This is a genomic window from Marinomonas phycocola, assembly GCF_047525455.1.
GTDB lineage: Bacteria > Pseudomonadota > Gammaproteobacteria > Pseudomonadales > Marinomonadaceae > Marinomonas.
Genome location: NZ_JBLIXL010000004.1, coordinates 98,321 through 123,989 on the forward strand (window position 1 = coordinate 98,321; position 25,669 = coordinate 123,989).

Consider the following 25,669-nt stretch of genomic DNA (forward strand, 5'->3'; position numbering starts at 1 on the left):
TTAAGAGCGAGCTTTTTTTATTTTAAGCTTTGCCCATTCCAATGCGTGTTTGTTGCATAAAGTTCAGCAAGCCGATGGAATCAAGGTCTTCACATTGACTTAACCCTTCGGCAACACCTTGTTGGTCTTCTTCCTTTCTTTGCTGACCTAGCTTGTACTGTGCTTCTACTCGGGTAAGTGTGATTTTGCACGCAACCACGGCCTTTTGTAGCTTTTCTCGATAGGCGGTTGGCATCACACTTTGGTTGTCCCATAACTGAGGCTCGTACTTTTTCACTGTCTTTTCCATTACCTCAAGCGTTTTCTCATCACTTAACACGGTGAGTTCACCATACACGTGCACGGCCGTGTAGTTCCACGTTGGTACATTGGGTTCACTAGCATACCAAGTGGGCGATATGTACGCGTGTGGGCCATGGAACACAACTAAGACTTCTTCTCCAGCTAAAGACGCCCAATGGGGGTTAATGCGAGCAAAATGGCAATATAGCGTTCCGTACTCCCCTTCTTCTTTATTCAAAATAAACGATAAATGCGTTCCCTCTATACCCTTTTTCTTATGATTACCCAATGTGTTCCCTACATTGTCCTTTGCGCCTGTGTCATCATTATCAGAACCATTACCAACAATAAGACCAAAACCATGATGATCGATAAAACGATGAATTTCATGGATGTCAGACACCACCAGCTTCGTTGGAATATACATAATGTCTCCTACTGTGAGTACTTTACAGTGCGTTTTATAGGGATTGTGACAAATTGATTTTTACCTGAGGCCATTCTTCATTGGTAATACTGAAAAGCGCGGTGTTCCTAATTAAACCATTAGACTGAATTCTTTGATGACGTACTATGCCTTCAAACACACCACCAATACGTGCAATGGCTTTTCTGGATTGAAGGTTGTTTTCATGAGTTTTCAACTGAACACGGATAGCTCCCAACGCTTCAAAAGCATGTTGCAGCAACAAAAATTTGGCGTGCGTGTTGATGTAACTTCTTTGAAATTCGGGTGAAATGAAGGTAAATCCTATCTCTATGCCTCGATCAGCCAGTTCAATGGTGCAATAACGGGTTGATCCCACAATGCGCTTAGAAGCACGATCAACAATCACAAAAGGCACTTGCTCACCGTTTTGCAACGCCTCTAACGAAGTTTCAATCCACTTCTGTGCTGTTGCCAGTGATTCGCATTGATTGGGTACAACCCATTGCCACAATTGAGGATCATGACCCGCTTGGAAAAAGCCTTCCACATCATCTACTGATAACGGTCTTAACGTCACTTTTTCACTTTGTAATATGACAGGCTGAGGAAGAAATTCGGGTAAGTTAGCAAGGTTTATAGACGTCATTGTTATTCATCTCACATCGTTTTTAGGATTTCAATGTGAGCATTCTCAATGAATCTGGTATAAATTAAATGACCAGTTTTAATTTTTAATCTATACCAACACTAAGAAAATACATGAAAGAGCTCACTCTTATATTGGACGAACAACTCAAACCGGTATTTTTACGCATCGCGTATGCCCTACGTCATGCCATACAAACAGGGCAATTAACCGCGAATGAGCCACTACCTTCTGCAAGAAAGCTAGCAACTCAGTTAAAGACCAACCGCCATACTGTTATGGCGGCCTATCAGGAGCTTATCGCGCAGGGCTGGGTGGAATCGATAGAAAGAAAAGGTTATCACGTGGCTACCTCTTTACCGATTGAATCCAGCTCACTGCCTAATACAAACAGAATAGAACAACCCTCACCCTTTCAATGGCATTTGGCTGAAGACTTATCAGAAAATCGCCTCAACAAGCCAGCCCATAAATACCAATATAATTTCGCAGGTGGTTCTCCAGACGTGTCTTTATTTCCTTTTAAAGACTTCAAATCCTATATGAATGACAGTCTTAGTCGACCAAATTTAGACGATTTAAATTATGGTAATAACGCGGGTAATGAAAATTTTTTACATCAAATCAAACTCTATTTACGGCGAGTTCGCTCCATTACTAATAAAGACATCATCGCGGTCAATGGCTCTCAAGAAGCCTTGTACTTAATCGCTCGATTGCTATTACAAGAAGGAGAGAAAGTAGCGGTTGAAACATTAGGGTATCAGCCTGCATGGAACGCTTTTAATGCAACTGGAGCAAGCCTTGTTCCCATCAAACAACACGCTAATGGCATTGATATTGAACATCTTGAAAGCCTATTTTCCACGGGAGACATTAAGCTTCTCTACTTAACCCCATTGCATCAGTACCCAACCACCATAACTTTACCGATTCATGAAAGGATGGCCGTTTATCGTTTGGCCGCACAACACAATGTCGCCATTCTTGAAGACGATTACGATCATGAGTTTCACTACGATAGCCAGCCACTCACACCATTAGCCGCCGACGATCCGCTTGGGTTGGTCATTTACTTATCTACGTTTTCCAAAATCATGTTTCCCGGTGGACGCATTGGTTTTATCGCTGTAGACAAAGCACTCTCTCCCGCCATCATGCGTTATCGTAGCGTAATGAATCATAAACCTAACGTATTAATGCAAGATGCGATTGGTCGTTGGATGCAAGACGGGGGCTTTGAACGCCATTTACGGAGGATGACAAAACTTTATCATCAACGTAGAGATCATCTGATTCATACGTTAGAAGAATACCAGGCTCAAGGTGTCTCACTAAATTACCACCTTCCCGCTGGTGGCATGTCCTTGTGGCTCGATATCAAAAGTCATGCCCTTGAACTTGAAAAAGCCTGTCTAGAAAATGATGTCTATATCGCCGCTGAGCACAACTTCCATTTAGATCCAGCGAAGAATGAAAACCGTTATGTGCGACTCGGTTATGCGGGGCTGAGTACAGAGAAGCTTACTCAAGGACTGGGCATCGTCTTTAGTTTACTTAAAAGCATTCAATCTTAAGAACTATTGTTCCAAAATAAAATGTTTGTTCTAGAATTAAACACAGTATGCTGACTTAACCACTTTTTAGCACAAGCCATCTTTACTAGGACAATAATGATGACCCCTGATACGATTTTATCTTTTTGGTTTGACGAACTGAAACCGACTCAATGGTGGGTGAAAGACGTTGAATTAGACCGAGTAATTAAAACCAGATTCCTTAAAGTACATCAATCTGCGAATCAATGTGAGCTATTCAGTTGGCGTCAATCGGCAAAAGGCAGACTGGCGGAAATCCTCATACTCGATCAATTTTCTCGTAATATTTTTAGAGACACACCACGCGCTTTTGCTTCTGATGCACTTGCACTGATTCTGGCCCAAGAGGCCATTTCTTTAGGTGCTCATACTGAGTTAAACCCAATTGAAAGGAACTTTTTATACATGCCGTTTATGCACAGTGAATCTTTATTAATTCACGATGTGGCTGTGACTCTGTTTACTGAGAATGGCATTCAATCCAATATCGACTTTGAGCATCAACACAGGAACATTATCCAGCAATTTGGCCGTTATCCTCACCGAAACAGTGTGCTAGGAAGAACATCTACCGAAACTGAATTGGCTTTTCTGTCACAACCTAACTCGTCGTTTTAAGCATTAAGTACAGTCAATGCACCCTATTCACTTTCAGAATGTCACATATAAAAGTATAAACAGGTTATTTTTTATACTTTTATATGCTTAAACAAAATCCTTATTTATTCGATAACTCATATGGGGAAGTACGTTTACTATCCATCATTAGGGCGTACTTATAGGTTGGTAATAAGGAGACAAGGTAATGGATATAAGCTTAAAGATGGCATCTCAACGTGCTTATCAAAAATCGGAGCTCATCTCTCAAAGAACCATTTGGCGACCAGAAGCTGAGACCGATGAAACTCAAACACAGCAAAACGACAACCAACGTGCAGCACTCAGTTTCTCTGCTCAGCAGGTCTTTACTCAACTGACTGAAAGCAGTAGCAGCATACAATCGCAAGAGAGAGCCCCTCAACCGCTAGGCTTTTCTGCTACACAAGAACTTGGTGAGGAAATGACTCAAGACCCTCGCATCATGAAAACTAAGTCTTTGATTGAAAAGATGTTTGGTATCAGTTTTACACTTTATAAACATACAAACACCGAGCAAGATGAGTCTGCTGATGACACACAACAAGCCGTCGAACGTTTTGATAGTAATGGCCGACTATTAGAGCAAGTCCAACAAAGCTATCACGAATTGAAAGAAATGGAACACACCAGCTTTCAAGCAAGTGGAAGCATGGTTCTACAAGATGGGCGTCAATTTAATATTAACTTCTCCTTAGATATGTCACGTAGCCGTGAAGAATCGTTTTACGGTGAAGTTATTATTAGTGGTCGACAAGTTGATCCTCTCACCATCAATTTAAATGGCAACATGGCACAACTGAGTAACAACAAAATGCAGTTTGATATCAATAACGACGGTGAAATGGACGAAGTTAGCTACGCAATAGGCGACTCAGCGTTTTTGGCCATTGATAAAAATGGCAACGGCAGTATTGATGATGGAGGCGAGTTGTTTGGTCCAGAGTCAGGCAGTGGCTTCACCGACTTAGCGCAACATGACGACAATCAAGATGGCATCATTGATAGCTTAGACACCATTTTTGATCAACTGGTACTCACTCAAAGAGACGAAGCAGGTAATGAAACCCTTATTTCATTGGAAGAAGCAGGTATAGAAGCCTTTTTATTATCGTCACAAGATACACAGTTCAGCTTATTTAACCCCGATGGAGAACGCACTGGTATCATCCAAGAAACGGGGTTATACATTAAATCTGATGGCTCGGTTGATAGTATGCAACACGTGGATCTGATTGTTTAGTCAATCACACTACCCAGCGTGTTTATTAATCGCGACCTTAATCGTTGCGATTAATATCAAAGCACCTCCAGCATATTGCAACACCGTCAATACTTCGCCTAACCATAGAACCGCAAACAAAGCACCAAAGGCAGGTTCAGATCCCATTAATAACGATACTTTTGTTGCTGAAGTGCGTTTTAACGCATAGTTTTGCGCAAAAAAAGCAAAGACAGTACAACACACAACAAGGTACAGAGTTGTCCACCAAAACACACTGCTATCCAGCAACGAAGGGAATGGGCTACCGTCACTTAAAAACAACAAGAAAAACGCCCCTATACCTACAATACCCGATTGAACCATCGTCATGGATATTGCTGTTAGGCTCTTGTTTTCAAGCGTTTTTTTGTCACTACTACCATACATGCACGTAAAAAAGCCGCTATCAAAATATAGCCATCTCCTTGATTCAAATGGATATCCAATGACGGGTTAAGCGTTAACATAAATACCCCAACCACACTCATAGTAGCGAAAATAAACAGCGCTCTATTCATCAAATGACGATACACCAACCACTCTATAAAGGGCGTTATCACAACACATAAGCTAATAAGAAACGCCGCATTAGACGCACTGGTGAACGCCACACCAAAGGTTTCAGCAATAAAAATACCAAGAAGAATGAAGCCTGTCGGTACCGCAAGCTTCCAATCTTTGGCATTGCCTTTTCGATAATCTGCAACAAAAAAAGGGATCAACAAAAAGAACGTCAATGAAAAGCGAATGCCAATAAACCCTAATACCGAAATGTATAAAAGGGTTTCTTTTGTAAGGCCGTAACTCGTCCCCCAAAAAATAGCGACGGCAACCAATAAGCATTCTGCAATGGGTAACCGATCCATAAACGCTTGTCGCTCTATTATGCTTATATTCATCCACGTCTCCTATTAGTAATCAGTGACTTATACGGTCAATCAGTGTTACTAATGTTATTAGAAGACAATATTCACGATAAGATGGCACTCAGGAACATAAGTTATTCTCTATGAACACAAATAAAATCATTGCATTAATGCCCGACCTTGCGGTTTTTGTCACGGTTGTAGAGCAAGGAAACTTTACATTAGCCGCAAAAAAACTGGGGCTAACCCCTTCTGCCGTCAGTAAAAAAATCTCTCGATTAGAAGCATTACTGTCGACAAAACTGTTTGAACGCAGCACCAGACAGTTAGTAACTACCGATTCTGGTCATGATATTTACCACAACGCCCAAACCATGCTTATCGCCGCAGACAATGCCATCAACGCGTCAAATTCATCACGTACCTTAGCGGTTGGGAAACTCACCATCTCGACTCCAAAAGCCTATGGAAAGCAAATATTAGAACCGTTACTTTATCCTTTTCTAAAACAGTACCCGGACATTCAACTGTCCGTAAAAGTAACCGATCGTTTTATTGACCCCATTCAGGATGAGGTAGACATCGCTTTTCGATTAACGGACAACCCTACTCCTAGCTTGGTATCGAAAAAAGTTGGTGAAGTAAAATTGGTACTATGCGCCAGTCACGTATATTTAGAACAACACGGCGTCCCTCAACACCCGAACGATTTAAGAAAGCACAGTTGTTTATATCTTGGCGAACAGCCACAAGATAATCATTGGAAATTTGTTAAAGAGGATGAGGAGGTTACAGTCGTAGTAGAAGGGCGTTATGTGGTCAATCATTCTGCAATGCGCTTAAATGGTATCAAACAGCATCTTGGTATTGGATTACTGCCTGATTTCACGTTAGTAAATGATCTTGCTGTTGGTTCGGTCATACAGGTGCTACCAACATGGGAAATTAAAGCAAGCTATAGCGGCATCATCACAATGCAGTTTCCCCCTTCGAAATACCTACCAAAAACATCGAGGGTTTTTATTGATTACATTGTCGAGGCATTGAAATCAAATCAGGACAATGAAAACCATACATTCAAAATAAGAGATAGGATTAGTAGCAATAAAGAATAATCAATGTGTTTGAGCATGAGTCATATGGATATGGGCAGTACCATTTTCCATATAAGGTTCAGATATGGAGATAAAACCGTGTGTTTCATAATAGGATTGCAATCGCAATGGCGCCCCGATTTTGATGTCATGATCTGATCACATGTTAGAAATATGCTTTACTGCACAATCGATCAAATCATGACCTAAGTCTGCCCCCGTTGCCCCGGTTCAACTAGCAGCCAGGGTGTATGTCTCAATTATCAAGTTCACCATATGCACACTCCTGCTCTAGGACAAAAACATTACAACGCAGTCTAAGAAGCTGGTAAAGCTCACAATTTGATAGTTCTTCAAAGGGTTCTAATTGCCCATTCATAACGACCCTTCCGAGGGACGTTAATCAAAAAAAGCAGATCTAACAGAAATGAGCCAATAGTCATTGGCTCATTCTATGAACAATACAGTAACCATTTCAACGAAGTTCAACTCTTTTATGCCTTAACCAAAACCCCTTTTCTGAGAGAGAAACACAGTAGGGTCATCAGTAATAATTGCATCCATTCCCCATTCCCAGTGCTGTTCGACTTGTGCGGGTTCATTAGCGGTATAACATAACAATTTGTAACCTGCTTCTTTGACTGCGATGGCTTTTTCTCTTGCCAGCTTTTCAAAATGACAATGAAGACTGTAAGCTTGAATTTGCTCCAGCTCTGATTGCCAGTTATCAGGAATGTCATCATATAGTTGGGCAAAATGTCGTTCAGAGTTTAACTCGTAACACACTTTTAACACGTCTTTATTAAAGCTCGAAATTAGCAATTTTTCATTGTCTTTCCAATGTGTTTCCAAGGCAGATAACACACCTGGAACAATCTTACTAACATCGCCTTCATCAAACTTAATTTCCAAGTTCAAACCAAGGCCCAGATCTTGAATACACAACAAAGCATCAACTAATGTTGGAACAGGCTCACCTTTAAAAGCATCATCGAATGAATTACCAGCATCCAAGCTTTGAATATAAGGTAGGGTTGCTTGCGCCGTAAAACCAGTACCATTTGTACAACGATCCAATTCATTATCATGAAATATGATCAAACTGCCATCAGCTATCAAATACACATCAATTTCGACCCACTTCACACCAGTAGACGCCGCAGCTCTTATGGCTGCTAGCGTATTCTCTGGCGCTAATAATGCAGCACCTCGATGACCAATGACATTCACATCTAACATAACCTTCTCATACGTGTTGTTGAGTAGAGGCATAAATATGCCTTTTTCAGACAGCGCTTTGAGTTTAATTGGGCAACTAAGTATTGGATTAAATAAACCCTATCACCCAAAAAATGATATTCGGTTCATACAGTAGCGTAATCCATCTATTAGTTCTGTTGTGCCTAACAACTAACTTCTTGCACTATCAAAATCAAATCAGCCTTTAATGAGCATCTGATTTTCGGTACGCATTCTAAATGCTCAGAACGCTTTTCCCAAACAACATTTTTCAATATTAAACAAATTACCTAAAGAAGTGACCATCGAAATAAAAGAAACTAATCAAGCATGGTAACCATATAAAATATAACTATAAATAGTTGAATGGCAGTCAATGCCTTGCGTTCATGAATTTGAAGCCAGCAAAAAATGAATGCCTTTATTGAGGCACATGTAAAACTGCCTATTCTTAAAATAGCCCTATCTTCAATAGGTTTAAATTGTTACACGGAAAAATCAGAATAACCGCAATGTAACAAATTACACTAGGACTTGCAGTTCAACTTTTAACACACTAAGTTCTTTGTCTATTCGCACCACCATTTCCAATAATTCATCTTGAGAGACTTCATTTGCATCTAACTTAGCGGCTTTTTCTAACTCAAAAGAAGCAAGCCGCATTCTTTCACCTGCTACTTCCGCAGATGAGCCTTTTAACTTATGGGCTTGTCTTGATAGCTCCATTCGATCACCTGCATCAGCAATGGCTTTTAACTCTTCTAATTGCAATGAGGCTTCTTTTACAAACTCTCTAGATACAATAGAAATTAATTGTGTGTTGTTACCCATTCGACTAAAAAAATTTTCCTTATCAAAGACTAAGCTTTCATCTTGTTGCATGGTCGCATCCTGAGTGTTTGTCTGTGTTGGTTCTCCATTATTTAACCAATACCATATTTTTTCAACCAAAACAGCTTGATCTATAGGTTTCGACATAAAATCGTTCATACCAGCAGCAATACAAACCTTATCTTCTCCTTTCATTGCGTTGGCGCTTAACGCAATAATAGGCACATTAGGGGACGTTTCAGAAAGCTTATGAGTTAATTTTCGAATACGTTTCGTCGCTTCATAACCATCCATAATAGGCATCTGGCAATCCATAAAGATTAGATCAAAATGAAAACCTTGTACTTCTTTTACCGCTTCTTCCCCATTATTTGCAATGGTTACTTGTAGCCCCCGCATTTCTAATAAGCCACGACCTACAATTTGATTCGTAATATTGTCCTCAACCAACAAGACTTTATAATCGAACATATCCAATTGAGGCTCCTCTACAGACGATGCAAGCTCTTCGTTCAGTTTTGAAGAGTCCATTAAAGAATGCAACAATTCTGATTTTCTAACGGGTTTAGTCAAACAATCCAAATATCGTGCGTAGTCGATTTTGTCATTATGATAAGTAGATAACGCATTCTTTAATAATACGCGTTTTACATTTTGTTTTTTACACACAAAAAACCAAACTTCTTGCATTTTCAGGTTCGTCTGAGCAATCACATCTTGGTCTTCCAAAACCAATTGAAATGGCATAATTTTGTCTTGATAACTTTCTACGGCGGTCGCGAAACTATCAAAAATCAAATATTCTACATTCCACAGCTCTAACAGCTCAGATAAATACTGACTGAGCTTGCTGTTTTCTGTAATCAGTAAGACCTTAGAAAAATCCACTTCGGGTGTCACTACTTGATCAGCTTGATGTACGATATTCTCTTTTAACTTTAACGACACCCAAAATTTCGACCCATAACCCACTTCACTGGTCATGCCAATACTGCCGCCCATAATATCAATCAACTCTTTACTAATCGCAAGCCCTAAACCTGTCCCACCAAATTTACGCGTGGTGGAGCTATCAGCTTGCTTGAAGCGAGAAAATAGCTTTTTCTGTTGCTCATAGGAGATACCAACACCCGTGTCTTCAATAGATAGATCTATCTGTAAATATTCATCCGATACACTTTTTGTATTGACCGAAACACTCACACTTCCATATTGAGTAAATTTAATCGCGTTACCAATTAGGTTCATTAGCACTTGACGAACCCTGACGCGGTCACCAATCACTTTGGTTCGTTTAGGAACCGTAAAAGGACAATGTAATTCGATGTTTTTCTCATGCGCTTTCACGGCTAAGGTTTGACCCACATTTTCAACCAGCTCAATCAAATCAAACTCATTATTATCCAACTCCATATCACCTACTTCGATTTTCGATAAGTCAAGAATGTCATTGATAATATCTAATAAAGACTCCGCACTACTCGCAGACAACTGTACTATTTTCTTTTGATCTGGCTGCAAACTATCTTGATCCAATAAAGACAAAGACCCGATTACCCCATTTAATGGCGTTCTAATCTCATGGCTCATGTTCGCTAAGAATTCACTTTTCGCTCTATTCGCAGACTCAGCATCCAATGTTGCTCTGCTTTTTACACTCTCTGACTCAATAAGGGACGCATTCAATAGTGATAAATCCCTTGTTCTATTAACTACTTCTTGCTCTATCTGAGCGGTTTTACTGGCAGTTAAAATCAAAAACCAACCAAACAATCCTGTTAGCAAAAAGCCAACTGCAAGTACAAAGTGAGTGCTCCATGGATAATATATATTGTACTCATAACTAATTTGCACCAATTCCCAAGAAGATTGGCCAATTGATACTGAATGACGAGATATCATAGGGAAATCATTAGTATGTAACTTCGGAAACACCTGTTCCATTGGAGTGTCTCTAGAGTCTAGTTTTGCTAAAACATGAGGAAACTCTTGAGACTCATCATGATGCAATAAATACAATGCAGTGTGAGGCAGCTCTTGAGCAGCACCGTCTAAAACATGAGACAATTCAGTAATGGAAACGACTGCAGTGGCGTACCCTTCTAAGTGCTCAAATTTTGTCATGTCCGTAGTCATATCATCAGGGGCGGTGAATACGGGTAAAAAAATCAATTCTCCAATATTTTCCGTTTGCCCCTCTTTTTTATCCAATTGAATAGGTAGAGTAGGACTGACTTTTCCTGTTTCAAAAGCCATATCCAATGCATATTTATTGGTCGGCTGCGAATACACATCATAACCCAAGGCTTTTTGGTTCAACTCAAATGGCTCAATAAAACTCACAACCAAATGCTGCGGTCTATTTTTTATAGGGACAACGTCAGACGCTTCATTCTTTTCGTATATAAAAACATCAGACGAATCATATGTTTCTTGTAAGAATGACTCCCAAGCCTCAATATCCTCCCCAGCCACGTGTTTAGTCCATGATAAACCAAGAATAGCAGGATCACGCTCCATCACTCCTCGAGTGTATTTACGAAAGCTCTCCACCGTCACACTATCAACGCCTTGTATAAAATCGGCTAATCCATATAGAGAATTCACAGAGTTCTCTAACCTTGATTGTAATGACGCTGCCAGTATTTCCGCATTTTTATCGAATTCACTTTTTTGTTTTGCATGATCGAAACTAAACGCTATCCTCGATATTCCAGCCGTCACCAACGTAATAAACGTCAACGTAGCAACAAACTGTTTTAATTTCGGGAATGTGCTCTTTGTAAGAGCAGGAAAAGCAGTTAATAACCAAGGAGTTACGACAATCACACCAATAGAATCGCCTATCCACCAGTTCAACCAATTATACAAAAAGTCATCAATGCCAATAGCACCGTAATATAATAAACTCACACAACCAATAGTGGCAGAAATCGATGTGCTGACCACACTTCCGAGAAATATAAAGAGCAAGACGGTTCTGGGTTTATAAAAATCAAATGGCGTACCTAAAAATACCATAATAAGGAAATAACCGATTCCAGCTTGGATAACAGCGCCAAGACCAATCAAAATCAGTAAAGGGAAGAAAATTTCGCTCTGATCCAGATAATTGATATATACATTTACCAGCATATTACCAATCAATACGCCAGGCAGAGCTCTCCATGACCATCCTAGTACAGCCCCCAGAGCGAGGCCTGAAGCAGGCCATATAACGGTAGAAAAACCAGGAGGAATAGCAATCTTATGGCTAATCACCCCTAATATAAAGTAAAGGACGGTAGTGAAAAGTATAGGAAATAAAAGTTTATACATATAAAGAGTCTGTTTTGAGATAAATTAAAGCGGCTAATAACTCGATGAACAGTTCACTTGTGAAATCACAAGAGTAATATAAGCAACTGTCTTAAAATGTGTTCTTGAGTATCCCTAAAAATCCATTCAAGAAAAAGTAAAGTAAAGTAAACGGCCTAGCCACTCTCTGTGTTTAGACGTTATTACTACTTATTAAATGTTAAACATGAGGTTATTTTGCAGTTATTAAGAATAGAATGTCTCGGCAAAGAGCTTCGTTTAGAAGCCTCCATGTCAGGTTGGCAAGCTTTGTATTGGGATAACCAATTGGTTTCACAATTCAATGCCAGTGCGGGCAGAAACCCGATCAAAAAGCACGTATTTACACTCCAATCAAATCAAGGAGATCTAGAATGTCAATTAGACATTAATCTTTCATGGCAGCCTTTTTTATTAAGCTATGCATTCGCTGTTAACAATACACCCGTTTCTCAAGGAGAAATAACCCCCACGGACATTGAGAAACAAGAGGTTGTTAACCGCCCTATTGAAAAGAAAAAAATCAGCGTCATTGGCATTGGCTCCTTTGCACTTAAAATGCTAAAAAGCGCCAAGGCCATCAAAGCACTGTTTGCCGCAGGTTCTCTCGCCGCTTATTCTTGGCTATTTTCTTTAGAGTTCGCCATTGCGCTTATCCTCTGTCTTGTTTTTCATGAATATGGCCACATTCGCGCCATGAAATATTTTGGTATGAAAACAAAAGGCATCTATTTAATTCCATTTATTGGTGGCTTAGCTCTTTCAGAGAGTAAGATTAATACTCGCTGGCAAGATGTCGTCATCGCCATAATGGGGCCCTTCTTTGGGTTGATGTTATCCATCGTCAGTTTATTTATTTATTGGGTAACCGATATTGAGTTTTTTGCAGGCATCGCCACATTTAACGCTTTGCTCAACCTATTCAATCTATTACCTGTTTTACCACTAGATGGTGGGCACATTTTAAAAAGTGTGGCTTTTTCAATAAATTCAGTGTTTGGACTCATCATATGCGTCTGTGGTGCTTTATTAGGTATTGCTGCCAGTAGTTATTTTGGCTTTGCTCTATTGGGATTTATTTTATTCATAGGTATGTTTGAAATCCTTTTTGAATGGCAAGACCGCCATCGCAGTCAACTGCTTCCTTTGGATCGATACGGGCAAACTGTGTCGGCAGTCTGGTATGTCATTACAGTAGCCTTGTTATGCTCTATTATTTACCTGTTAGGATCTACAGGTAACGATGCACTTTCAATTCCATTAATACTTCTTGGGGCTTAAATACAACGCGCCCCGTCGACGCCCAAACGCCAGACATAAAAAAACCCTACAGAATCAATCCTGTAGGGTTACACTTCTTCAAATTGCTCTATTTGCAGAAGCTTAAACAGAAAAAGGCCAACTTTAAAAGTTGGCCTTTTTAATCATGGTGCCCAGAGACGGAATCGAACCGCCGACACGAGGATTTTCAATCCTCTGCTCTACCGACTGAGCTATCTGGGCAAGTGCGGTGCATTGTATAGCAATCTGTTTGAGGGTCAATAGTTTTTTAATTTTTTTTACAATAAGTTAGAAAAAAGTTCTTATCTGGTATCATCCGTCTATCCTATTGTCCAATTAAGAAGAAAAAGTATGCTGCACATTGTTCTATTCGAACCTGAAATTCCACCTAATACAGGCAACGTCATTCGTTTATGCGCTAATACAGGCTTTCAATTACATTTAATAGAACCTCTAGGGTTCGAATTAGACGACAAAAAAGTACGTCGTGCTGGATTGGATTATCACGAAGTCGCCAGAGTAAGGCGTCACAAAGACTGGCAGGCTTTCTTAGATAGCCAATCGTTTGGCACGATTTATGCAATAACGACCAAAGGGAGTCGCCCTCATTCAGAGGCCAGCTTCCAGTCAAATGACGTTCTTGTATTCGGCCCAGAAACTAGAGGGTTACCAACAAACTTTATTAATGCGTTACCAACAGAACAGCGCTTAAGGTTACCAATGCAGTCTGGTAGCCGCAGCTTGAATTTATCCAATACCGTTGCCGTGATGGTTTATGAATCCTGGAGGCAGCTTGGTTATGCTATGCCAGATGAAAGTGCTTAAAAGGAGAGTGGCGTAATGTCTCTTATCGGATTACTTAGAAAAAACAATAAGAAGCGTCGTCAAGATTTTAAACACAGTGTTTATCTACATGCTGTGCAGGATTTAAAGTATCGACTGGCTTTATTAGCAAGCATCATACTGATTCACAGTCTGGCTATGGTGCTGTTTGAAGAAATGGATTGGTGGCAAGCCTTTTGGCTTTCTATGACCTCAGCAAGCACAACAGGCTATGGAGACATCTCAGCAGCCACATTTTGGGGACAAGCTGCCACCATTATTCTCATCTACGGCATTGGTATTGCGTTATTAGCGCAAATAGCCAGTGACTATATCGAATTACGTCTACAGAAAAAAGAAATGCGAATTAAAGGCCGAATGGAGTGGGATGAAATGCAAGATCATTTATTAATTATCAATACACCAAAGCATTATACTGAACGCTATTTAGAACGTTTAGTTGGTCAAATCTGCGACTCTCCTGAGCTGCAACACACACCAATACAAATCTTAACTCCACATTTTCCTGATGGTCTGCCAATGTCTTTGCGATCACACGGCGTTGTACACCACACAGGGGATGCCACGACTGAAGGGATGCTAGAGTCTGCTGGAGCTCAAAGAGCAAAATACATTATTGTATTAAGCCCTGATAGTCAGGAAAGCAGCAGTGACAGTAAAGTGTTCGACATTCTACATCGCCTTAAAGAACTCAACACGAGTGCCTTTGTGCTTGCAGAGGCCGTCGAAGACAACAACCGCGAACGTTTTCGCAATGCAAGAGCGAACGCAGTAATACGTCCTATTAGAGCCTATCCAGAAATGCTCGTTCGGTCTTTGAGTGCACCAGGTACAGAACAAGTGTTAGAAGACTTATTTCGTTATCAAGGAGATCACACCATTCGATTGGATGTGAATATCGAAGGCAAAACGTGGGCCGAGATAGTGACAACTTTGATCCAAAAAGACATTGGCACGGCGCTTGGCTACGTTGCAGATAATAATATGGTAGTCACTCACCCTCAGGCCTCCAAAGTGGCTAAGATCAATTCTCTTATTATTCTCGTAAATGACGACCAAGTCTTACCGAGCAATCAAGAAATAAAAGACTACTTCAGCTAGCGCAATCATTTAAGCGTTTCAGTAGAAAACAAAAAGCCATACAAGTATAAACATGTATGGCTTTTCTTGAGTTAGGCTGCTTACTTTAGTGCATGTTACAGCGCTATAGCTGACCCGTTAATACCAAGTACTTTTCCATTAGCTGCTCTTCTGTCTCAGGACGATTAACATCTAACGGAATACAGTCAACAGGACATACTTGTTGACATTGTGGTTCATCAAAGTGGCCCACACATTCAGTACACTTTGATGGCTCAATTACATATATTTCTTCACCTTGAGAAATCGCTTCATTAGGACACTCTGGCTCGCACACATCACAGTTAATGCATTCATCTGTAATAATTAACGACATTTATTGACTCCTACCAACCTCATCTCAATGATGGCTAAACTTCAGTTCTGTTTAATTTTATAGTGTTCGCGTAAGACCTGCTCAACAGAAGGATTAACAAATTGGCCAAAATCCCCATTTAAAGACGCAATTTCTCTTACTAAGGTTGATGAAATGTAAGAATGTTTTTCTGAAGGCGTTAAGAACAAACTTTCAACATCGGGTGCAATGACACGATTCATATTAGCCAGTTGGAACTCGTATTCAAAATCAGATACGGCTCTTAAGCCACGAACAACCACTTTACCATTCACAGAGCGTGTAAATTCAGTCAATAAGTTATTAAAACCAACTACTTCGACATTAGATAAATGGCTTAGTACCTGTTGGGCCAAAGAAATTCGAATGTCATGAGACAATACTGGTCGTTTTTTAGGGCTTGTAGCAACAGCAACAACCACTTTACTAAACAACTTAGCAGCACGTTCCACTAAATCCGTATGTCCATTTGTTATAGGATCAAATGTACCTGGATAAACCGCGATTATACTCATAGCTCTCATCCGAACTGTAATTAAAGGAGGTTACAAAAGCAGTTTCTCTGCTTCTAACTCTAATTCCTAACAAGAGCACGCATCATAACGAATAGCGCCCATCTTCTCAATTAACTCTCATACACCTTGTCTGTTTTATAAATAACAAGGTCGTATTCTTATCCACACAGAGCACAAGGTATGACTTAACATATCAGCGTTGTAGACATGAGCCATCTGTTAAACCACAAAAGGCGCTAAAAACTGCTTCAAGACACTGATTCCTAAAAAGATAAAGATAGGAGACAGATCAAGTCCACCTAAATTAGGAATCACTTTCCGCATCTGGCTGTATAAAGGCTCTGTCACTTGATGAACTAACATCGCACCAGGATGGCTTGCTCCAGGAGCAACCCAGCTTAAAATTACCGATATAAGCATGGTCCAGAAATACAAATCAAGCAAATGATACAGCGTCCCAGCAAGCGTAAACACGGCGTATTGCATAGCGTTTAGCTGATAGCCTTTTAGAGCCAGTACTAGTGCAATCGTCGCCAGCTGTACAATTAAAGCAAGAATGACAGATGCCGTATCTAAACGTCCGATAGAAGGAATAATCCTTCGTATTGGTAACAACAATGGATTCGTCGCTTTGACTACACCTTGGCTAATTGGGTTATAAAAATCTGCTTTTGTCAGTTGCAAAACCAAACGCAGCAAAACAATAAACAAGTAAAAATTAGCTAGGGTTTTCAATAGAAAAATAACTGGATCCGAACTCATTATCTCGTTCCTTTAATCGTTGTCTTTAACAGAAAATTGGGACGCAAACTCTCGAGATCGATCTGCACAAGCCGTCATCGCTTCGTCCATCATTTTCTCTATATCGTTTGCTTCAAATGACAACAAAGCCTGCTCTGTTGCGCCTTTTGGAGACGTAATATCAATACGCATTTGCTCAACGCTCACATCCGTCAATTCCGTCGCCATTTTAGCGGCTCCGAGCATAGATTGAGTTGCAAGAATACGACTCTCTTCAGCACTTAAACCCTGTTGCACACCATGACGAATCATTGACTCAATAAAACGAAAAAAGTAAGCGGGAGAACTGCCTGCTAATGCAGTAACAGTATGCATATGATCTTCTTCTTTTACCCAAAGAGAAGAGCCTACGCTAGAGAATAAAATATCAGCCCACTGTCTTTGCTGATCAGAAACACATTCATTGCCAATCAAACCCGATATTCCGGCACCTAATTGAGAGGGTGTATTTGGCATACTTCGAACAATGCCCACCTCCCCTAACCATGCTTGTAAGCTAGGGAGTTCAACCCCTGCAGCAACAGAAATAAATAATTGATGCGACTGAATATTGCCTGAAAATCCCTTTATTACATCTTGCATTTGAATAGGCTTAACGCACAACACAACAACATCTGCGACTTGTACTGCAGCATTATTATCCGCCGTCATTTGAATGCCAAATACACTAGAGTAATGGTCGAGCTTCGATTCGGTCCGAGCCGTTCCTATGATATTTGTTGCGGGAACACCACTATTAATGAGCCCTTGCATAATTGCACTGGCCATATTTCCCATGCCAATAAATGCAATTTTAATGGCTGAATCTAGATTTGCTTGCATGAAGTATTCCTGTGTTAAAATCGTCACTAACGTGAACCAAAAATAGCCGTTCCAATTCGCACCATGGTACTGCCTGAACCCACTGCAGCGGCCATGTCTCCCGACATACCAATAGACAGGGTATCTATGTTGGAGAAACGTGTTTGCAACTCATTATAAGCCGACAATAAAGGTTCATACACCTTCATTTGTTCCTGAAATGATTCTTGTGGTGCAGGAATCGCCATCAACCCTCTCAACTCTAAATGAGGCAAATTAGCGACAAAATCAGCCAGTGCAGGCAAATCCGCTAAACTTATCCCCGACTTAGTTAATTCTCCGCTAATATTTACCTGAATGCACACATTTAATGGTGAAAACTCTGTTGGTCGCTGCTCACTCAGTCTCACTGCTATTTTTTCTCTATCTACAGTATGAACCCAATCAACATGTTGAGCGACTAAACGAGATTTATTTGATTGTATTGGTCCAATAAAATGCCATTCAATATCTTTCAAATGAGATAAAGAACGGTGTTTATCCACAACTTCTTGAACGTAATTTTCACCAAAAAGACGCTGTCCAGCTTCATACGCAACGATAATGTCATCTAGCGGTTTGGTTTTGCTTACTGCCAGCAGACTTACAGCACCGCTTTTTCTTTGATTTTGTAAAACCAAGTCATTTACTTGTTTACGAACCTGCTCTAGATTGGCAGCAATACCCATTTGGAGTAACTCCGTATTAATCAATAAAATTGAGTGAGTTCTGTATAAAACAAAGCCTAGAAAAATCCTAGGCTTTGTTTAAAGAAGATATGATACCACTAAAGTTAAAAGTCGTATAAGTCTGCGCTGGAATGGCAAAAACGACCATGATATTCAATTCTCAATCCATTTTCAGTACCATTATTTTTTGCGGCATTGGTAGCAGCGGAAAATAAAGCATCGTACGTAGAGTGTTCAGGGTAGAAACTAACACCTAATGCAACTCGAGTGGTTTCAGATAATTGAAATTCATTCAAATCTATTTTTTTCAATAATTTTAAAGCAATCGTTTCAGCATCTTCCAAATTGCGAATTTTGACGCCCATTAAAAATTCGTTTTGAGAAAAGCGTCCAATAAGATCGTTAGAACGAACACTACTGCGCATAATTTTCGCGAGCGCAATAATGTCAGTATCATCAATATCCGCATTTTTCCAATTTACTTTACCATTGTGTATATGAACAGAGATCAAGGCAATTCGCAGGAATTGACGTCGGGCATCTTTCATCATCATAGAGAAACTAGAACAAAAACGCTTAGGTTGCATCAGACCTGTAAGTTCGTCTTCATATGTTGAATTCAGTAACGCCTCTTCTGTTTTATCACGAACAAACGACAGGTAAACCAAATTACTAATAGAGTCGATCATGAAGTTTAACGTGTGGCTGGCTGACTTTAAATACCTAACATTAGTAAATACCAGTACAAACCCAACAACTAGACCCTCTGTATTACATATGGATTTCACTAAACAACGATCAACACCACTTTGACAAACCCAAGGTTGCCAGATTTCCCACAACTCCGGTGTTGATAAATCCACTTCATGGATGCCCTCATTGGGCTGGAATTGCATATAGCACAACTGAGCAGGAACACTTAGCATCATTCCAGAAGGTGTTATCAACTCATTGACTAAACAGCTTCCAGTATTAATTCTCCAATTTCCTCCCTCTTGATCGCATGAGACAAAACATAAATGAAATGGCAAATCATTATTTTGAAACACCTTAACCATTTCATTTAATAAGCTAATTTGGGTAGCACCCTGCGTCAGCTGCAACATAATTTGTTTACAACTGTTTTGAATTTCATCAAAATCCCTTTTTTGACTTTTTAAAGTCGTAACTTCATTCTCTAAAGTTGAAATTCTGTCTTGTAATCTTTCCAATGTACTGTTTTTTATCATGGTTTATGTATTCACATTATATACATAAGCTAAGTTAGCTTTATGCGACAAAAAGTAAAGATAACAAACGTAACCCAGATACAAAAACCGCTTACCAATAGATACAATTGACACATAAGCACCAGAAAAAAACACATTAGTTAAATTAATATACCTTTTTCCCGGAAAGATACGTTGCTTTCACTTTGCCTATTATCTCATGGCCTAAGTAGGGGGAGTTGTGTCCTTTCGTTTTTTTATCATCTAAAGCCCAGGTCCAACGGCAGCGACTATCGAACAAACAAAAATCTGCAAAGCTGCCTGTTCTTAACGAACCAGCATCAATACCAAAACAGCTAGCAGGCCCAATAGTAAGACACGTTAGCAGTGTTTTAAGATCAAGTGCTCCTTCATCCACCAGTTTCATAGCTAAAGGAAGCAAAACTTCGATATTTGCCATACCAGGTTCGGTCGCTGAGAACGGTGCGACTTTGGCCATCTTTTCATGAGGTTGGTGGTCAGAGCAAATGGCCGTAATCGCACCACTTTTAATACCCTCTATCAATGTTAGGCGATCATCCTCTGAACGTAAAGGTGGCAAGACATGATAGTGTCCATTAAACTCAGTCAAGACTTGATCTGTCAGCAATAAATTGTGTAATGCAATGTCTGCTGTCACATCCAATCCAGAGAAACGTGCGTTGGCAATCATTTCGACCGATTTTGCGCTTGATAGTCGAGCAAAGTGCGCTTTAACTCCAGTACGCTCTACTAAAATTAGATCTCTTGCTAACGCGACGGTTTCTGCTATATCTGGAATACCGCCTAACCCATGAGTCATAGACATGACCCCTTCATGAGCACAACCACCATCAGATAAACTTTCATCATTCGAATGAAATACCACCAATAAGTCATGCGTTGCTGCATAGTCTAATGAGCGTGACAAAACCTTGGTACTTTCCATTGAATGTCGTTGGTTCGACAGAGCGACACAACCCGCATCCGTTAAAGCAACCATGTTACTAAGCGCTTTACCTTCTAAGCCCTGTGTCAGCGCCCCTAAAGGAAAAACATTTGCTTGACCTGCTTCCGCTGCTTTATCTTGAATTAAAGCAGCAACAGCAGGAGTGTCTACGATTGGTTTGGTTTCAGGAGAACAAACAACTGTCGTCACACCACCAGATGCCGCCGCACGGGTTTCTGATGCGATTGACCCTTTTTGAGAATATCCAGGTTCTCTCAAAGAAACACCTAAATCCACTAACCCTGGCAGAACCCACAGCCCTCTCGCATCGACACTTTCATCCGCAATAAACCCTTGAGGGGATTCACCAAGAGCCACAATTCTTTCATCTTCGATAAATACATCAATAACCGCATCTAGATCTTGGCTAGGATCAATTACTCGGCCATTCTTAATACATAGTTTCATCTTAGATCCCTTCTCCTACCATGGTCTCAGAAACAAAGTTGGTGGCATTTTCTTGGCTCTGTAATTGACCACTCATTGCCATAGACATCACTGCCATTCTTACAGCAATACCGTTTGTCACCTGATTTAAAATGACAGAATGCTCACCATCAGCCACTTCCGATGCAATTTCTACTCCTCGGTTGATCGGGCCAGGGTGCATAACAATCACATTCGGTTTCGCCCATGACATGCTTTCCATAGTGAGACCATACAGTCGATAAAATTCGCTTTCACTGGGCAGTAGCGCACCTTGCATTCTCTCTTTCTGCAACCGTAGCATCACGATAACATCCACATCTTGAAGACCTGCTTGCAATTCATGGCAAACAATCGCACCCGTTTCACTGAAATAATTAGGTACTAGAGTCTTAGGTCCGACTAAACGAATCTCTTCCACACCCAATGTCGTTAATGCATGTATTTGTGAACGAGCTACGCGTGAATGCAGAATATCGCCCACAATCGCAACTTTTAACCCCTCAAAATGCCCTTTATGACGACGAATTGTCAGCATGTCTAACATTGCTTGAGTTGGGTGTGCATGCCTGCCATCGCCCGCATTAATGATGGCAACATTTGGCGTGCAATGTTGTGCAATAAAATGTGCCGCACCGCTGTCACCATGACGCACCACAAACATATCGCTTTGCATGGCTTCTAAGTTTTGTAAGGTGTCCAGTAAAGATTCGCCTTTGGAGGTAGCTGAGGTTGCAATATCAAGGTTGATAACATCCGCAGAAAGGCGCTTGGCCGCTAATTCGAAAGTGGTTCGTGTTCTCGTAGAGTTTTCAAAGAAGAGATTTACAACCGTTTTACCACGTAGAAGAGGTACTTTTTTTACTGATTGTTCCCCCATGCTTAAAAAAGATTCCGCCATGTCGAGAATTTCAGTAAGAATCGCCTTATCTAAGCCTTCCAAAGATAAAAAGTGCTTCAATTGGCCATTTTCATTCAATTGCAATGCTCGTGGTTCGGATTGCATCATTGTTTATTTTCCTCAAACAGTAAGACGTGATCCGCGCCTTGTTTATGTAAGATAGGAAACTGTCTAGAGCCTCAATACGGCTCTAGACACCTCTTAATAGCAATAGAAGCTCTAACCTCAATCACTTTATGGTATTCCATGCTCCATTGTCGTACTTGTCATAGAAAAAATAAAGTAACTCTTTGAAATGCTTTTATTTTTTGACTTTTTAGTCAAGATTGAAGTTTACAAATTGCCACCCAACAGGCTCACAGTTAAAGGCAAAGGCCCTGATAACTTAAGACGTTGTTTTTCTTTTAAATGTACCGTTTCACCAGTGACATCCGCTTTAATTGGTAATTCGGCTTGATCTAGATCGTACAAGATAGCCAAGGTAATACTTGCAGGACGACCAAAATCAAAAACTTCGTTCATTGCCGCACGAATGGTACGACCAGACATAAGCACATCATCCACCAAAATAACATGCCTACCTTCCGTTGATGGCAATACAGTTTGTTTAACCTTCGGATGCAGTCCCATACGCGAAAAATCATCACGATAAAATGTAATGTCTAATGTTGCCAAAGATTCTTTCGTTTGTAAGTTCGCCAATATCCTTTCAGCAACCCAAACACCGCCACTGTGAATACCAACAACAACAGGATCAATAATTGCTTTTTTTTGGCAATATTCAGCCAACTCATTCGCCATCTTTTGCAAAGTGGAATCAATATCCAAATTCATTTACTGGTTTACCTCTCGTTTTAGTCAGATAAAATGCAGATTCGTTTTTATGTTGCTACTTAGCATCAACTATTCATTCAATTCGTGCTTTCCAGGCTTTCGAACCAAGAGGTTAAAATCATTTGAGCAGCGATGCCATCGACTGAATTCTCTTTAAAATTACGCGACCCACCCGTCTCTATCACTCTGCCCTTGGCTTCATACGAGGACAAACGCTCATCCATTAGATAACGTGGCTTACCGAATCGGCCTTGTAAACGATTGGCAAATTTTTTGGCTCGTTGGCACATTTCATTTTCACTTCCATCCATGTTCAACGGCAGCCCAACAACAAACCCATCGGGTTGCCATTCATTTACAAGCGCTTCAATCACTTCCCAATTTGGAATGCCTTCACGAGCCTTAATAGGGTCTAAAGGTGTTGCGCTTCCGAGGAATGTTTGCCCTACCGCAACACCAATCCGAGTCGTCCCGAAATCAAAGCCTAAGAGTGTTTTAGAAACAACCGAAGCCGATGTATCCGTGGTTTCTGAATCAACCATTAACAATGTCCTACATCAGGTGATAAGCGACTCATATCAAACCCTAACACCTTAGTTGCTGCTGAGAATTGTAGATCGCTCGAAGTATTAAATAATACGTCTAAATCCGCCTCACATACTAGCCATTGATTCTGACTAATTTCATCTTCCAGTTGACCCGCATCCCAGCCAGAGCACCCCAATGAAATCAAAAAGGATTCCGGGGCTTCGCCTCTCGCGATTTCTTCAATAACAGCAAAAGACGCAGACAACGAAATTTCTTCTGTAATGGGAAGCTCATTAATGAATGACTTTTCTCTAGAATGCAAAATAAACCCTCGTTCTGACTCGACAGGGCCACCTAGAAAAATAGGCACATCCGCCATACGACGATCTAAAACATTAATACCTAAATGTGTTGCCAAGTCCGTAAAGACAATATCAGAAGGTCGATTAATGATCAGTCCAAACGCCCCTTCAGGGGTATGCTCACACAAATACACTATCGTTTGTTGAAAGGCTGGATCACTCAATTGAGGCATTGAGATAAGGAAATGGTTTTTTAGAGACCCGAATGCAGTTTTCATAGACTAGTACCCTCTTTTAAAAAAACAATAAGCCGCGTCGTACTGGGCCAAAAAGATAGAAGCTTTAATCGCAAAATAGATGAGCTGTGCTGAAAATCTTTATACTCATAATAAATATGATGGTAATGTGGTGAGAGCTTGGATCAGACAGAAAGAGATAGGAAAACAGTGGATCACACTGGCATTAAAATCTCTATAATGTCTATAAATACCCACCAGAGCTATCAGTATAGATAAGGTTTACTATTTAACTAGTAAAAATCAAAATTACTCAATTAGTGGCTTTAAAACAATGATTTCAAGCGATACAATTTGCATTTAAGCTATCGTCTCCATTTTGAGATCATACTATCAACTCAACATTCTTTTTTCATAATTGGAAGTAAAATGGTCGCGTCACTGCAATTAATCCAATATGAAATGCAACAAGCATTTCAAGCTGCCAATCTTATTGGTCGCTTATGCTTGTCTCAGTGGCAACGACATTACATTGCAGAAACCGTTGATCTTCGCTATTTCTTCCATCACGGTTGGTCCTCTTAGTTTTTAAAAATTATCTCTGCGTTACCAATGCAAACTTGTGTGATGCATCACATAAGTATTTGGCAATCCTATCCACCATTTTTAAAAGCGTAATTATTATGATATTGACTGCCGTTGACTACACATCTGCAACCGCTAAAGAAGATTTTATTCGTTCCCTACATGAAACAGGGTTCGGCGTTCTAAAAAATCACCCTATTTCAAAAAACCTTGTGAACAATATCTACACAGATTGGCAAACATTTTTCGACTCTACAGAAAAACATCGTTTCCAATACAATAAAGATACTCAAGATGGCTACTTCCCACCAAGTGTCTCTGAGACGGCAAAAGGCAGTACAAAACGAGACATTAAAGAATATTACCACTACTATCCTTGGGGCCAATGTCCAACACAACACAAAGCCTTACTCGCTCAATATTATCAAGAATCCAATAAGCTGGCGTCCGAATTGCTTTCTTGGGTTGAACAATGTACTCCAGAAAACGTGGCATCTCTGTACTCTCAACCATTGTCTAGCATGATTGATCATTCAGACCAAACCTTATTAAGAGTATTGCACTATCCTCCTCTAAACGGTGATGAAGAACTTGGCGCAATACGAGCAGGTGCTCACGAAGACATTAACCTATTAACCATTCTACCTTCAGCCAATGAGCCAGGGTTACAAGTCAAAGCAAAAGACGGCAGTTGGATGGACGTGCCATGTGATTTTGGCACCTTAATTGTCAACATTGGAGACATGCTACAAGAAGCATCAGGGGGGTATTTCCCGTCCACATCCCATCGTGTAATCAACCCTGATGGTGCGGATAAAACAAAATCTCGAATTTCTTTACCGCTATTTTTACACCCGAAGCCAGAAGTGGTGCTTTCAGAACGCCACACGGCTGGTACATACTTACATGAGCGTTTGGTTGAGCTTGGCGTTATCTAGCCAACAACACGTTCAGAGT

Annotated in this window: 26 protein-coding genes and 1 tRNA gene; 9 read left to right on the forward strand and 18 right to left on the reverse strand. The window is 40.4% G+C overall.

Annotated features, from left to right (window positions below):
* Nucleotides 1-22: 22 nt before the first annotated feature.
* Nucleotides 23-709 (reverse strand): FMN-binding negative transcriptional regulator, encoded by a 687-nt coding sequence (locus tag ACMUMJ_RS04665; protein WP_414677627.1) that lies wholly within the window; start codon nucleotides 707-709, stop codon nucleotides 23-25.
* A gap of 34 nt (nucleotides 710-743) precedes the next feature.
* Nucleotides 744-1,358 (reverse strand): GNAT family N-acetyltransferase, encoded by a 615-nt coding sequence (locus tag ACMUMJ_RS04670; RefSeq protein WP_414677628.1) that lies wholly within the window; start codon nucleotides 1,356-1,358, stop codon nucleotides 744-746.
* A 113-nt stretch (nucleotides 1,359-1,471) separates the two neighbouring features.
* Here ACMUMJ_RS04670 and pdxR point away from each other — a divergent pair, with 113 nt between their 5' ends.
* The 3 genes from pdxR to ACMUMJ_RS04685 all read left to right on the forward strand — a co-directional run bounded on the left by pdxR (nucleotide 1,472) and on the right by ACMUMJ_RS04685 (nucleotide 4,835).
* Nucleotides 1,472-2,935, forward strand: coding sequence for a MocR-like pyridoxine biosynthesis transcription factor PdxR (gene pdxR / locus ACMUMJ_RS04675; protein ID WP_414677629.1), 1,464 nt, complete (start codon nucleotides 1,472-1,474; stop codon nucleotides 2,933-2,935).
* 96 nt (nucleotides 2,936-3,031) lie between these two features.
* Nucleotides 3,032-3,574 carry a DUF924 family protein gene (locus tag ACMUMJ_RS04680; protein WP_414677630.1) on the forward strand — a complete coding sequence of 181 codons (543 nt, stop codon included), beginning with the start codon at nucleotides 3,032-3,034 and terminating at the stop codon, nucleotides 3,572-3,574.
* A 187-nt stretch (nucleotides 3,575-3,761) separates the two neighbouring features.
* Nucleotides 3,762-4,835: an SPM autocatalytic domain-containing protein gene (locus ACMUMJ_RS04685; RefSeq protein ID WP_414677631.1), complete on the forward strand. Its 1,074-nt coding sequence runs from the start codon at nucleotides 3,762-3,764 to the stop codon at nucleotides 4,833-4,835.
* Between the two features lie 9 nt (nucleotides 4,836-4,844).
* On the opposite strand, the gene ACMUMJ_RS04690 is transcribed toward ACMUMJ_RS04685, so the two are convergent.
* Both ACMUMJ_RS04690 and ACMUMJ_RS04695 read right to left on the reverse strand, forming a co-directional pair.
* Nucleotides 4,845-5,186 (reverse strand): EamA family transporter, encoded by a 342-nt coding sequence (locus ACMUMJ_RS04690; RefSeq protein ID WP_414677632.1) that lies wholly within the window; start codon nucleotides 5,184-5,186, stop codon nucleotides 4,845-4,847.
* 11 nt (nucleotides 5,187-5,197) lie between these two features.
* The gene (locus ACMUMJ_RS04695; RefSeq protein ID WP_414677633.1) at nucleotides 5,198-5,755 is read right to left on the reverse strand and encodes a DMT family transporter; all 558 of its coding nucleotides are present in this window, start codon (nucleotides 5,753-5,755) and stop codon (nucleotides 5,198-5,200) included.
* A gap of 110 nt (nucleotides 5,756-5,865) precedes the next feature.
* On the opposite strand from ACMUMJ_RS04695, the gene ACMUMJ_RS04700 reads away from it, so the two are divergent.
* Complete coding sequence (locus tag ACMUMJ_RS04700; RefSeq protein ID WP_414677634.1) at nucleotides 5,866-6,837, forward strand: LysR family transcriptional regulator; 972 nt, start codon at nucleotides 5,866-5,868, stop codon at nucleotides 6,835-6,837.
* Nucleotides 6,838-7,317: 480 nt separating this feature from the next.
* On the opposite strand, the gene ACMUMJ_RS04705 is transcribed toward ACMUMJ_RS04700, so the two are convergent.
* Nucleotides 7,318-8,055, reverse strand: coding sequence for a glycerophosphoryl diester phosphodiesterase (locus tag ACMUMJ_RS04705; protein WP_414677635.1), 738 nt, complete (start codon nucleotides 8,053-8,055; stop codon nucleotides 7,318-7,320).
* A gap of 522 nt (nucleotides 8,056-8,577) precedes the next feature.
* Nucleotides 8,578-12,204, reverse strand: a complete 3,627-nt coding sequence (locus ACMUMJ_RS04710; RefSeq protein ID WP_414677636.1) for a CHASE domain-containing protein — start codon at nucleotides 12,202-12,204, stop codon at nucleotides 8,578-8,580.
* A 216-nt stretch (nucleotides 12,205-12,420) separates the two neighbouring features.
* Here ACMUMJ_RS04710 and ACMUMJ_RS04715 point away from each other — a divergent pair, with 216 nt between their 5' ends.
* Entirely contained in the window at nucleotides 12,421-13,503 is a 1,083-nt protein-coding gene (locus ACMUMJ_RS04715; protein ID WP_414677637.1) for a site-2 protease family protein, read from the forward strand.
* Between the two features lie 146 nt (nucleotides 13,504-13,649).
* Here the strand turns inward: ACMUMJ_RS04715 and ACMUMJ_RS04720 are convergent.
* Nucleotides 13,650-13,725: transfer RNA gene (locus ACMUMJ_RS04720), tRNA-Phe, on the reverse strand.
* Between the two features lie 129 nt (nucleotides 13,726-13,854).
* Between ACMUMJ_RS04720 and trmL the strand changes: the two genes are divergently transcribed.
* Together trmL and ACMUMJ_RS04730 are read left to right on the forward strand one after the other, a co-directional pair.
* The gene (gene trmL / locus ACMUMJ_RS04725) at nucleotides 13,855-14,328 is read left to right on the forward strand and encodes a tRNA (uridine(34)/cytosine(34)/5-carboxymethylaminomethyluridine(34)-2'-O)-methyltransferase TrmL (RefSeq protein ID WP_414677638.1); all 474 of its coding nucleotides are present in this window, start codon (nucleotides 13,855-13,857) and stop codon (nucleotides 14,326-14,328) included.
* 15 nt (nucleotides 14,329-14,343) lie between these two features.
* Complete coding sequence (locus ACMUMJ_RS04730; protein WP_414677639.1) at nucleotides 14,344-15,447, forward strand: potassium channel family protein; 1,104 nt, start codon at nucleotides 14,344-14,346, stop codon at nucleotides 15,445-15,447.
* 103 nt (nucleotides 15,448-15,550) lie between these two features.
* On the opposite strand, the gene ACMUMJ_RS04735 is transcribed toward ACMUMJ_RS04730, so the two are convergent.
* The 11 genes from ACMUMJ_RS04735 to ACMUMJ_RS04785 form a co-directional block, all read right to left on the reverse strand.
* Complete coding sequence (locus ACMUMJ_RS04735; RefSeq protein WP_414677640.1) at nucleotides 15,551-15,802, reverse strand: YfhL family 4Fe-4S dicluster ferredoxin; 252 nt, start codon at nucleotides 15,800-15,802, stop codon at nucleotides 15,551-15,553.
* A gap of 41 nt (nucleotides 15,803-15,843) precedes the next feature.
* Nucleotides 15,844-16,335: a pantetheine-phosphate adenylyltransferase gene (coaD, locus tag ACMUMJ_RS04740; protein WP_414677641.1), complete on the reverse strand. Its 492-nt coding sequence runs from the start codon at nucleotides 16,333-16,335 to the stop codon at nucleotides 15,844-15,846.
* 219 nt (nucleotides 16,336-16,554) lie between these two features.
* Complete coding sequence (locus tag ACMUMJ_RS04745; RefSeq protein ID WP_414677642.1) at nucleotides 16,555-17,097, reverse strand: YggT family protein; 543 nt, start codon at nucleotides 17,095-17,097, stop codon at nucleotides 16,555-16,557.
* A gap of 12 nt (nucleotides 17,098-17,109) precedes the next feature.
* Nucleotides 17,110-17,958 carry a pyrroline-5-carboxylate reductase gene (gene proC, locus ACMUMJ_RS04750; protein WP_414677643.1) on the reverse strand — a complete coding sequence of 283 codons (849 nt, stop codon included), beginning with the start codon at nucleotides 17,956-17,958 and terminating at the stop codon, nucleotides 17,110-17,112.
* 26 nt (nucleotides 17,959-17,984) lie between these two features.
* Nucleotides 17,985-18,665: a YggS family pyridoxal phosphate-dependent enzyme gene (locus tag ACMUMJ_RS04755; RefSeq protein WP_414677644.1), complete on the reverse strand. Its 681-nt coding sequence runs from the start codon at nucleotides 18,663-18,665 to the stop codon at nucleotides 17,985-17,987.
* Between the two features lie 104 nt (nucleotides 18,666-18,769).
* A complete protein-coding gene (locus tag ACMUMJ_RS04760; RefSeq protein WP_414677645.1) occupies nucleotides 18,770-19,894 on the reverse strand; it encodes a GGDEF domain-containing protein in 1,125 nt (374 codons plus the stop codon).
* 145 nt (nucleotides 19,895-20,039) lie between these two features.
* The gene (locus ACMUMJ_RS04765; RefSeq protein WP_414677646.1) at nucleotides 20,040-21,308 is read right to left on the reverse strand and encodes a dihydroorotase; all 1,269 of its coding nucleotides are present in this window, start codon (nucleotides 21,306-21,308) and stop codon (nucleotides 20,040-20,042) included.
* Between the two features lies 1 nt (nucleotide 21,309).
* Nucleotides 21,310-22,335, reverse strand: coding sequence for an aspartate carbamoyltransferase catalytic subunit (locus ACMUMJ_RS04770; protein ID WP_414677647.1), 1,026 nt, complete (start codon nucleotides 22,333-22,335; stop codon nucleotides 21,310-21,312).
* 225 nt (nucleotides 22,336-22,560) lie between these two features.
* Nucleotides 22,561-23,061: a bifunctional pyr operon transcriptional regulator/uracil phosphoribosyltransferase PyrR gene (gene pyrR, locus ACMUMJ_RS04775; protein ID WP_414677648.1), complete on the reverse strand. Its 501-nt coding sequence runs from the start codon at nucleotides 23,059-23,061 to the stop codon at nucleotides 22,561-22,563.
* Nucleotides 23,062-23,138: 77 nt separating this feature from the next.
* Complete coding sequence (gene ruvX, locus ACMUMJ_RS04780; RefSeq protein WP_414677649.1) at nucleotides 23,139-23,603, reverse strand: Holliday junction resolvase RuvX; 465 nt, start codon at nucleotides 23,601-23,603, stop codon at nucleotides 23,139-23,141.
* On the reverse strand, nucleotides 23,603-24,169 hold the full coding sequence (locus tag ACMUMJ_RS04785; RefSeq protein ID WP_414677650.1) for a YqgE/AlgH family protein: 567 nt from the start codon (nucleotides 24,167-24,169) through the stop codon (nucleotides 23,603-23,605). Before ACMUMJ_RS04785 ends, ruvX begins: the two co-directional genes overlap by 1 nt.
* Before the next feature lie 387 nt (nucleotides 24,170-24,556).
* Between ACMUMJ_RS04785 and ACMUMJ_RS04790 the strand changes: the two genes are divergently transcribed.
* The gene (locus ACMUMJ_RS04790) at nucleotides 24,557-24,712 is read left to right on the forward strand and encodes a hypothetical protein (protein ID WP_414677651.1); all 156 of its coding nucleotides are present in this window, start codon (nucleotides 24,557-24,559) and stop codon (nucleotides 24,710-24,712) included.
* A 98-nt stretch (nucleotides 24,713-24,810) separates the two neighbouring features.
* The gene (locus ACMUMJ_RS04795) at nucleotides 24,811-25,650 is read left to right on the forward strand and encodes a 2OG-Fe(II) oxygenase family protein (protein ID WP_414677652.1); all 840 of its coding nucleotides are present in this window, start codon (nucleotides 24,811-24,813) and stop codon (nucleotides 25,648-25,650) included.
* The last annotated feature ends 19 nt before the right edge of the window (nucleotides 25,651-25,669 follow it).

Coding starts and splice junctions, on each gene's coding strand:
- ACMUMJ_RS04665 (WP_414677627.1), bottom strand. CDS start 709: ATGTATATTCCAACGAAGCTGGTGGTGTCTGACATCCATGAAATTCAT.
- ACMUMJ_RS04670 (WP_414677628.1), bottom strand. CDS start 1,358: ATGACGTCTATAAACCTTGCTAACTTACCCGAATTTCTTCCTCAGCCT.
- pdxR (WP_414677629.1), top strand. CDS start 1,472: ATGAAAGAGCTCACTCTTATATTGGACGAACAACTCAAACCGGTATTT.
- ACMUMJ_RS04680 (WP_414677630.1), top strand. CDS start 3,032: ATGATGACCCCTGATACGATTTTATCTTTTTGGTTTGACGAACTGAAA.
- ACMUMJ_RS04685 (WP_414677631.1), top strand. CDS start 3,762: ATGGATATAAGCTTAAAGATGGCATCTCAACGTGCTTATCAAAAATCG.
- ACMUMJ_RS04690 (WP_414677632.1), bottom strand. CDS start 5,186: ATGACGATGGTTCAATCGGGTATTGTAGGTATAGGGGCGTTTTTCTTG.
- ACMUMJ_RS04695 (WP_414677633.1), bottom strand. CDS start 5,755: ATGAATATAAGCATAATAGAGCGACAAGCGTTTATGGATCGGTTACCC.
- ACMUMJ_RS04700 (WP_414677634.1), top strand. CDS start 5,866: ATGAACACAAATAAAATCATTGCATTAATGCCCGACCTTGCGGTTTTT.
- ACMUMJ_RS04705 (WP_414677635.1), bottom strand. CDS start 8,055: ATGTTAGATGTGAATGTCATTGGTCATCGAGGTGCTGCATTATTAGCG.
- ACMUMJ_RS04710 (WP_414677636.1), bottom strand. CDS start 12,204: ATGTATAAACTTTTATTTCCTATACTTTTCACTACCGTCCTTTACTTT.
- trmL (WP_414677638.1), top strand. CDS start 13,855: ATGCTGCACATTGTTCTATTCGAACCTGAAATTCCACCTAATACAGGC.
- ACMUMJ_RS04730 (WP_414677639.1), top strand. CDS start 14,344: ATGTCTCTTATCGGATTACTTAGAAAAAACAATAAGAAGCGTCGTCAA.
- ACMUMJ_RS04735 (WP_414677640.1), bottom strand. CDS start 15,802: ATGTCGTTAATTATTACAGATGAATGCATTAACTGTGATGTGTGCGAG.
- coaD (WP_414677641.1), bottom strand. CDS start 16,335: ATGAGTATAATCGCGGTTTATCCAGGTACATTTGATCCTATAACAAAT.
- ACMUMJ_RS04745 (WP_414677642.1), bottom strand. CDS start 17,097: ATGAGTTCGGATCCAGTTATTTTTCTATTGAAAACCCTAGCTAATTTT.
- proC (WP_414677643.1), bottom strand. CDS start 17,958: ATGCAAGCAAATCTAGATTCAGCCATTAAAATTGCATTTATTGGCATG.
- ACMUMJ_RS04755 (WP_414677644.1), bottom strand. CDS start 18,665: ATGGGTATTGCTGCCAATCTAGAGCAGGTTCGTAAACAAGTAAATGAC.
- ACMUMJ_RS04760 (WP_414677645.1), bottom strand. CDS start 19,894: ATGATAAAAAACAGTACATTGGAAAGATTACAAGACAGAATTTCAACT.
- ACMUMJ_RS04765 (WP_414677646.1), bottom strand. CDS start 21,308: ATGAAACTATGTATTAAGAATGGCCGAGTAATTGATCCTAGCCAAGAT.
- ACMUMJ_RS04770 (WP_414677647.1), bottom strand. CDS start 22,335: ATGATGCAATCCGAACCACGAGCATTGCAATTGAATGAAAATGGCCAA.
- pyrR (WP_414677648.1), bottom strand. CDS start 23,061: ATGAATTTGGATATTGATTCCACTTTGCAAAAGATGGCGAATGAGTTG.
- ruvX (WP_414677649.1), bottom strand. CDS start 23,603: ATGGTTGATTCAGAAACCACGGATACATCGGCTTCGGTTGTTTCTAAA.
- ACMUMJ_RS04785 (WP_414677650.1), bottom strand. CDS start 24,169: ATGAAAACTGCATTCGGGTCTCTAAAAAACCATTTCCTTATCTCAATG.
- ACMUMJ_RS04790 (WP_414677651.1), top strand. CDS start 24,557: ATGGTCGCGTCACTGCAATTAATCCAATATGAAATGCAACAAGCATTT.
- ACMUMJ_RS04795 (WP_414677652.1), top strand. CDS start 24,811: ATGATATTGACTGCCGTTGACTACACATCTGCAACCGCTAAAGAAGAT.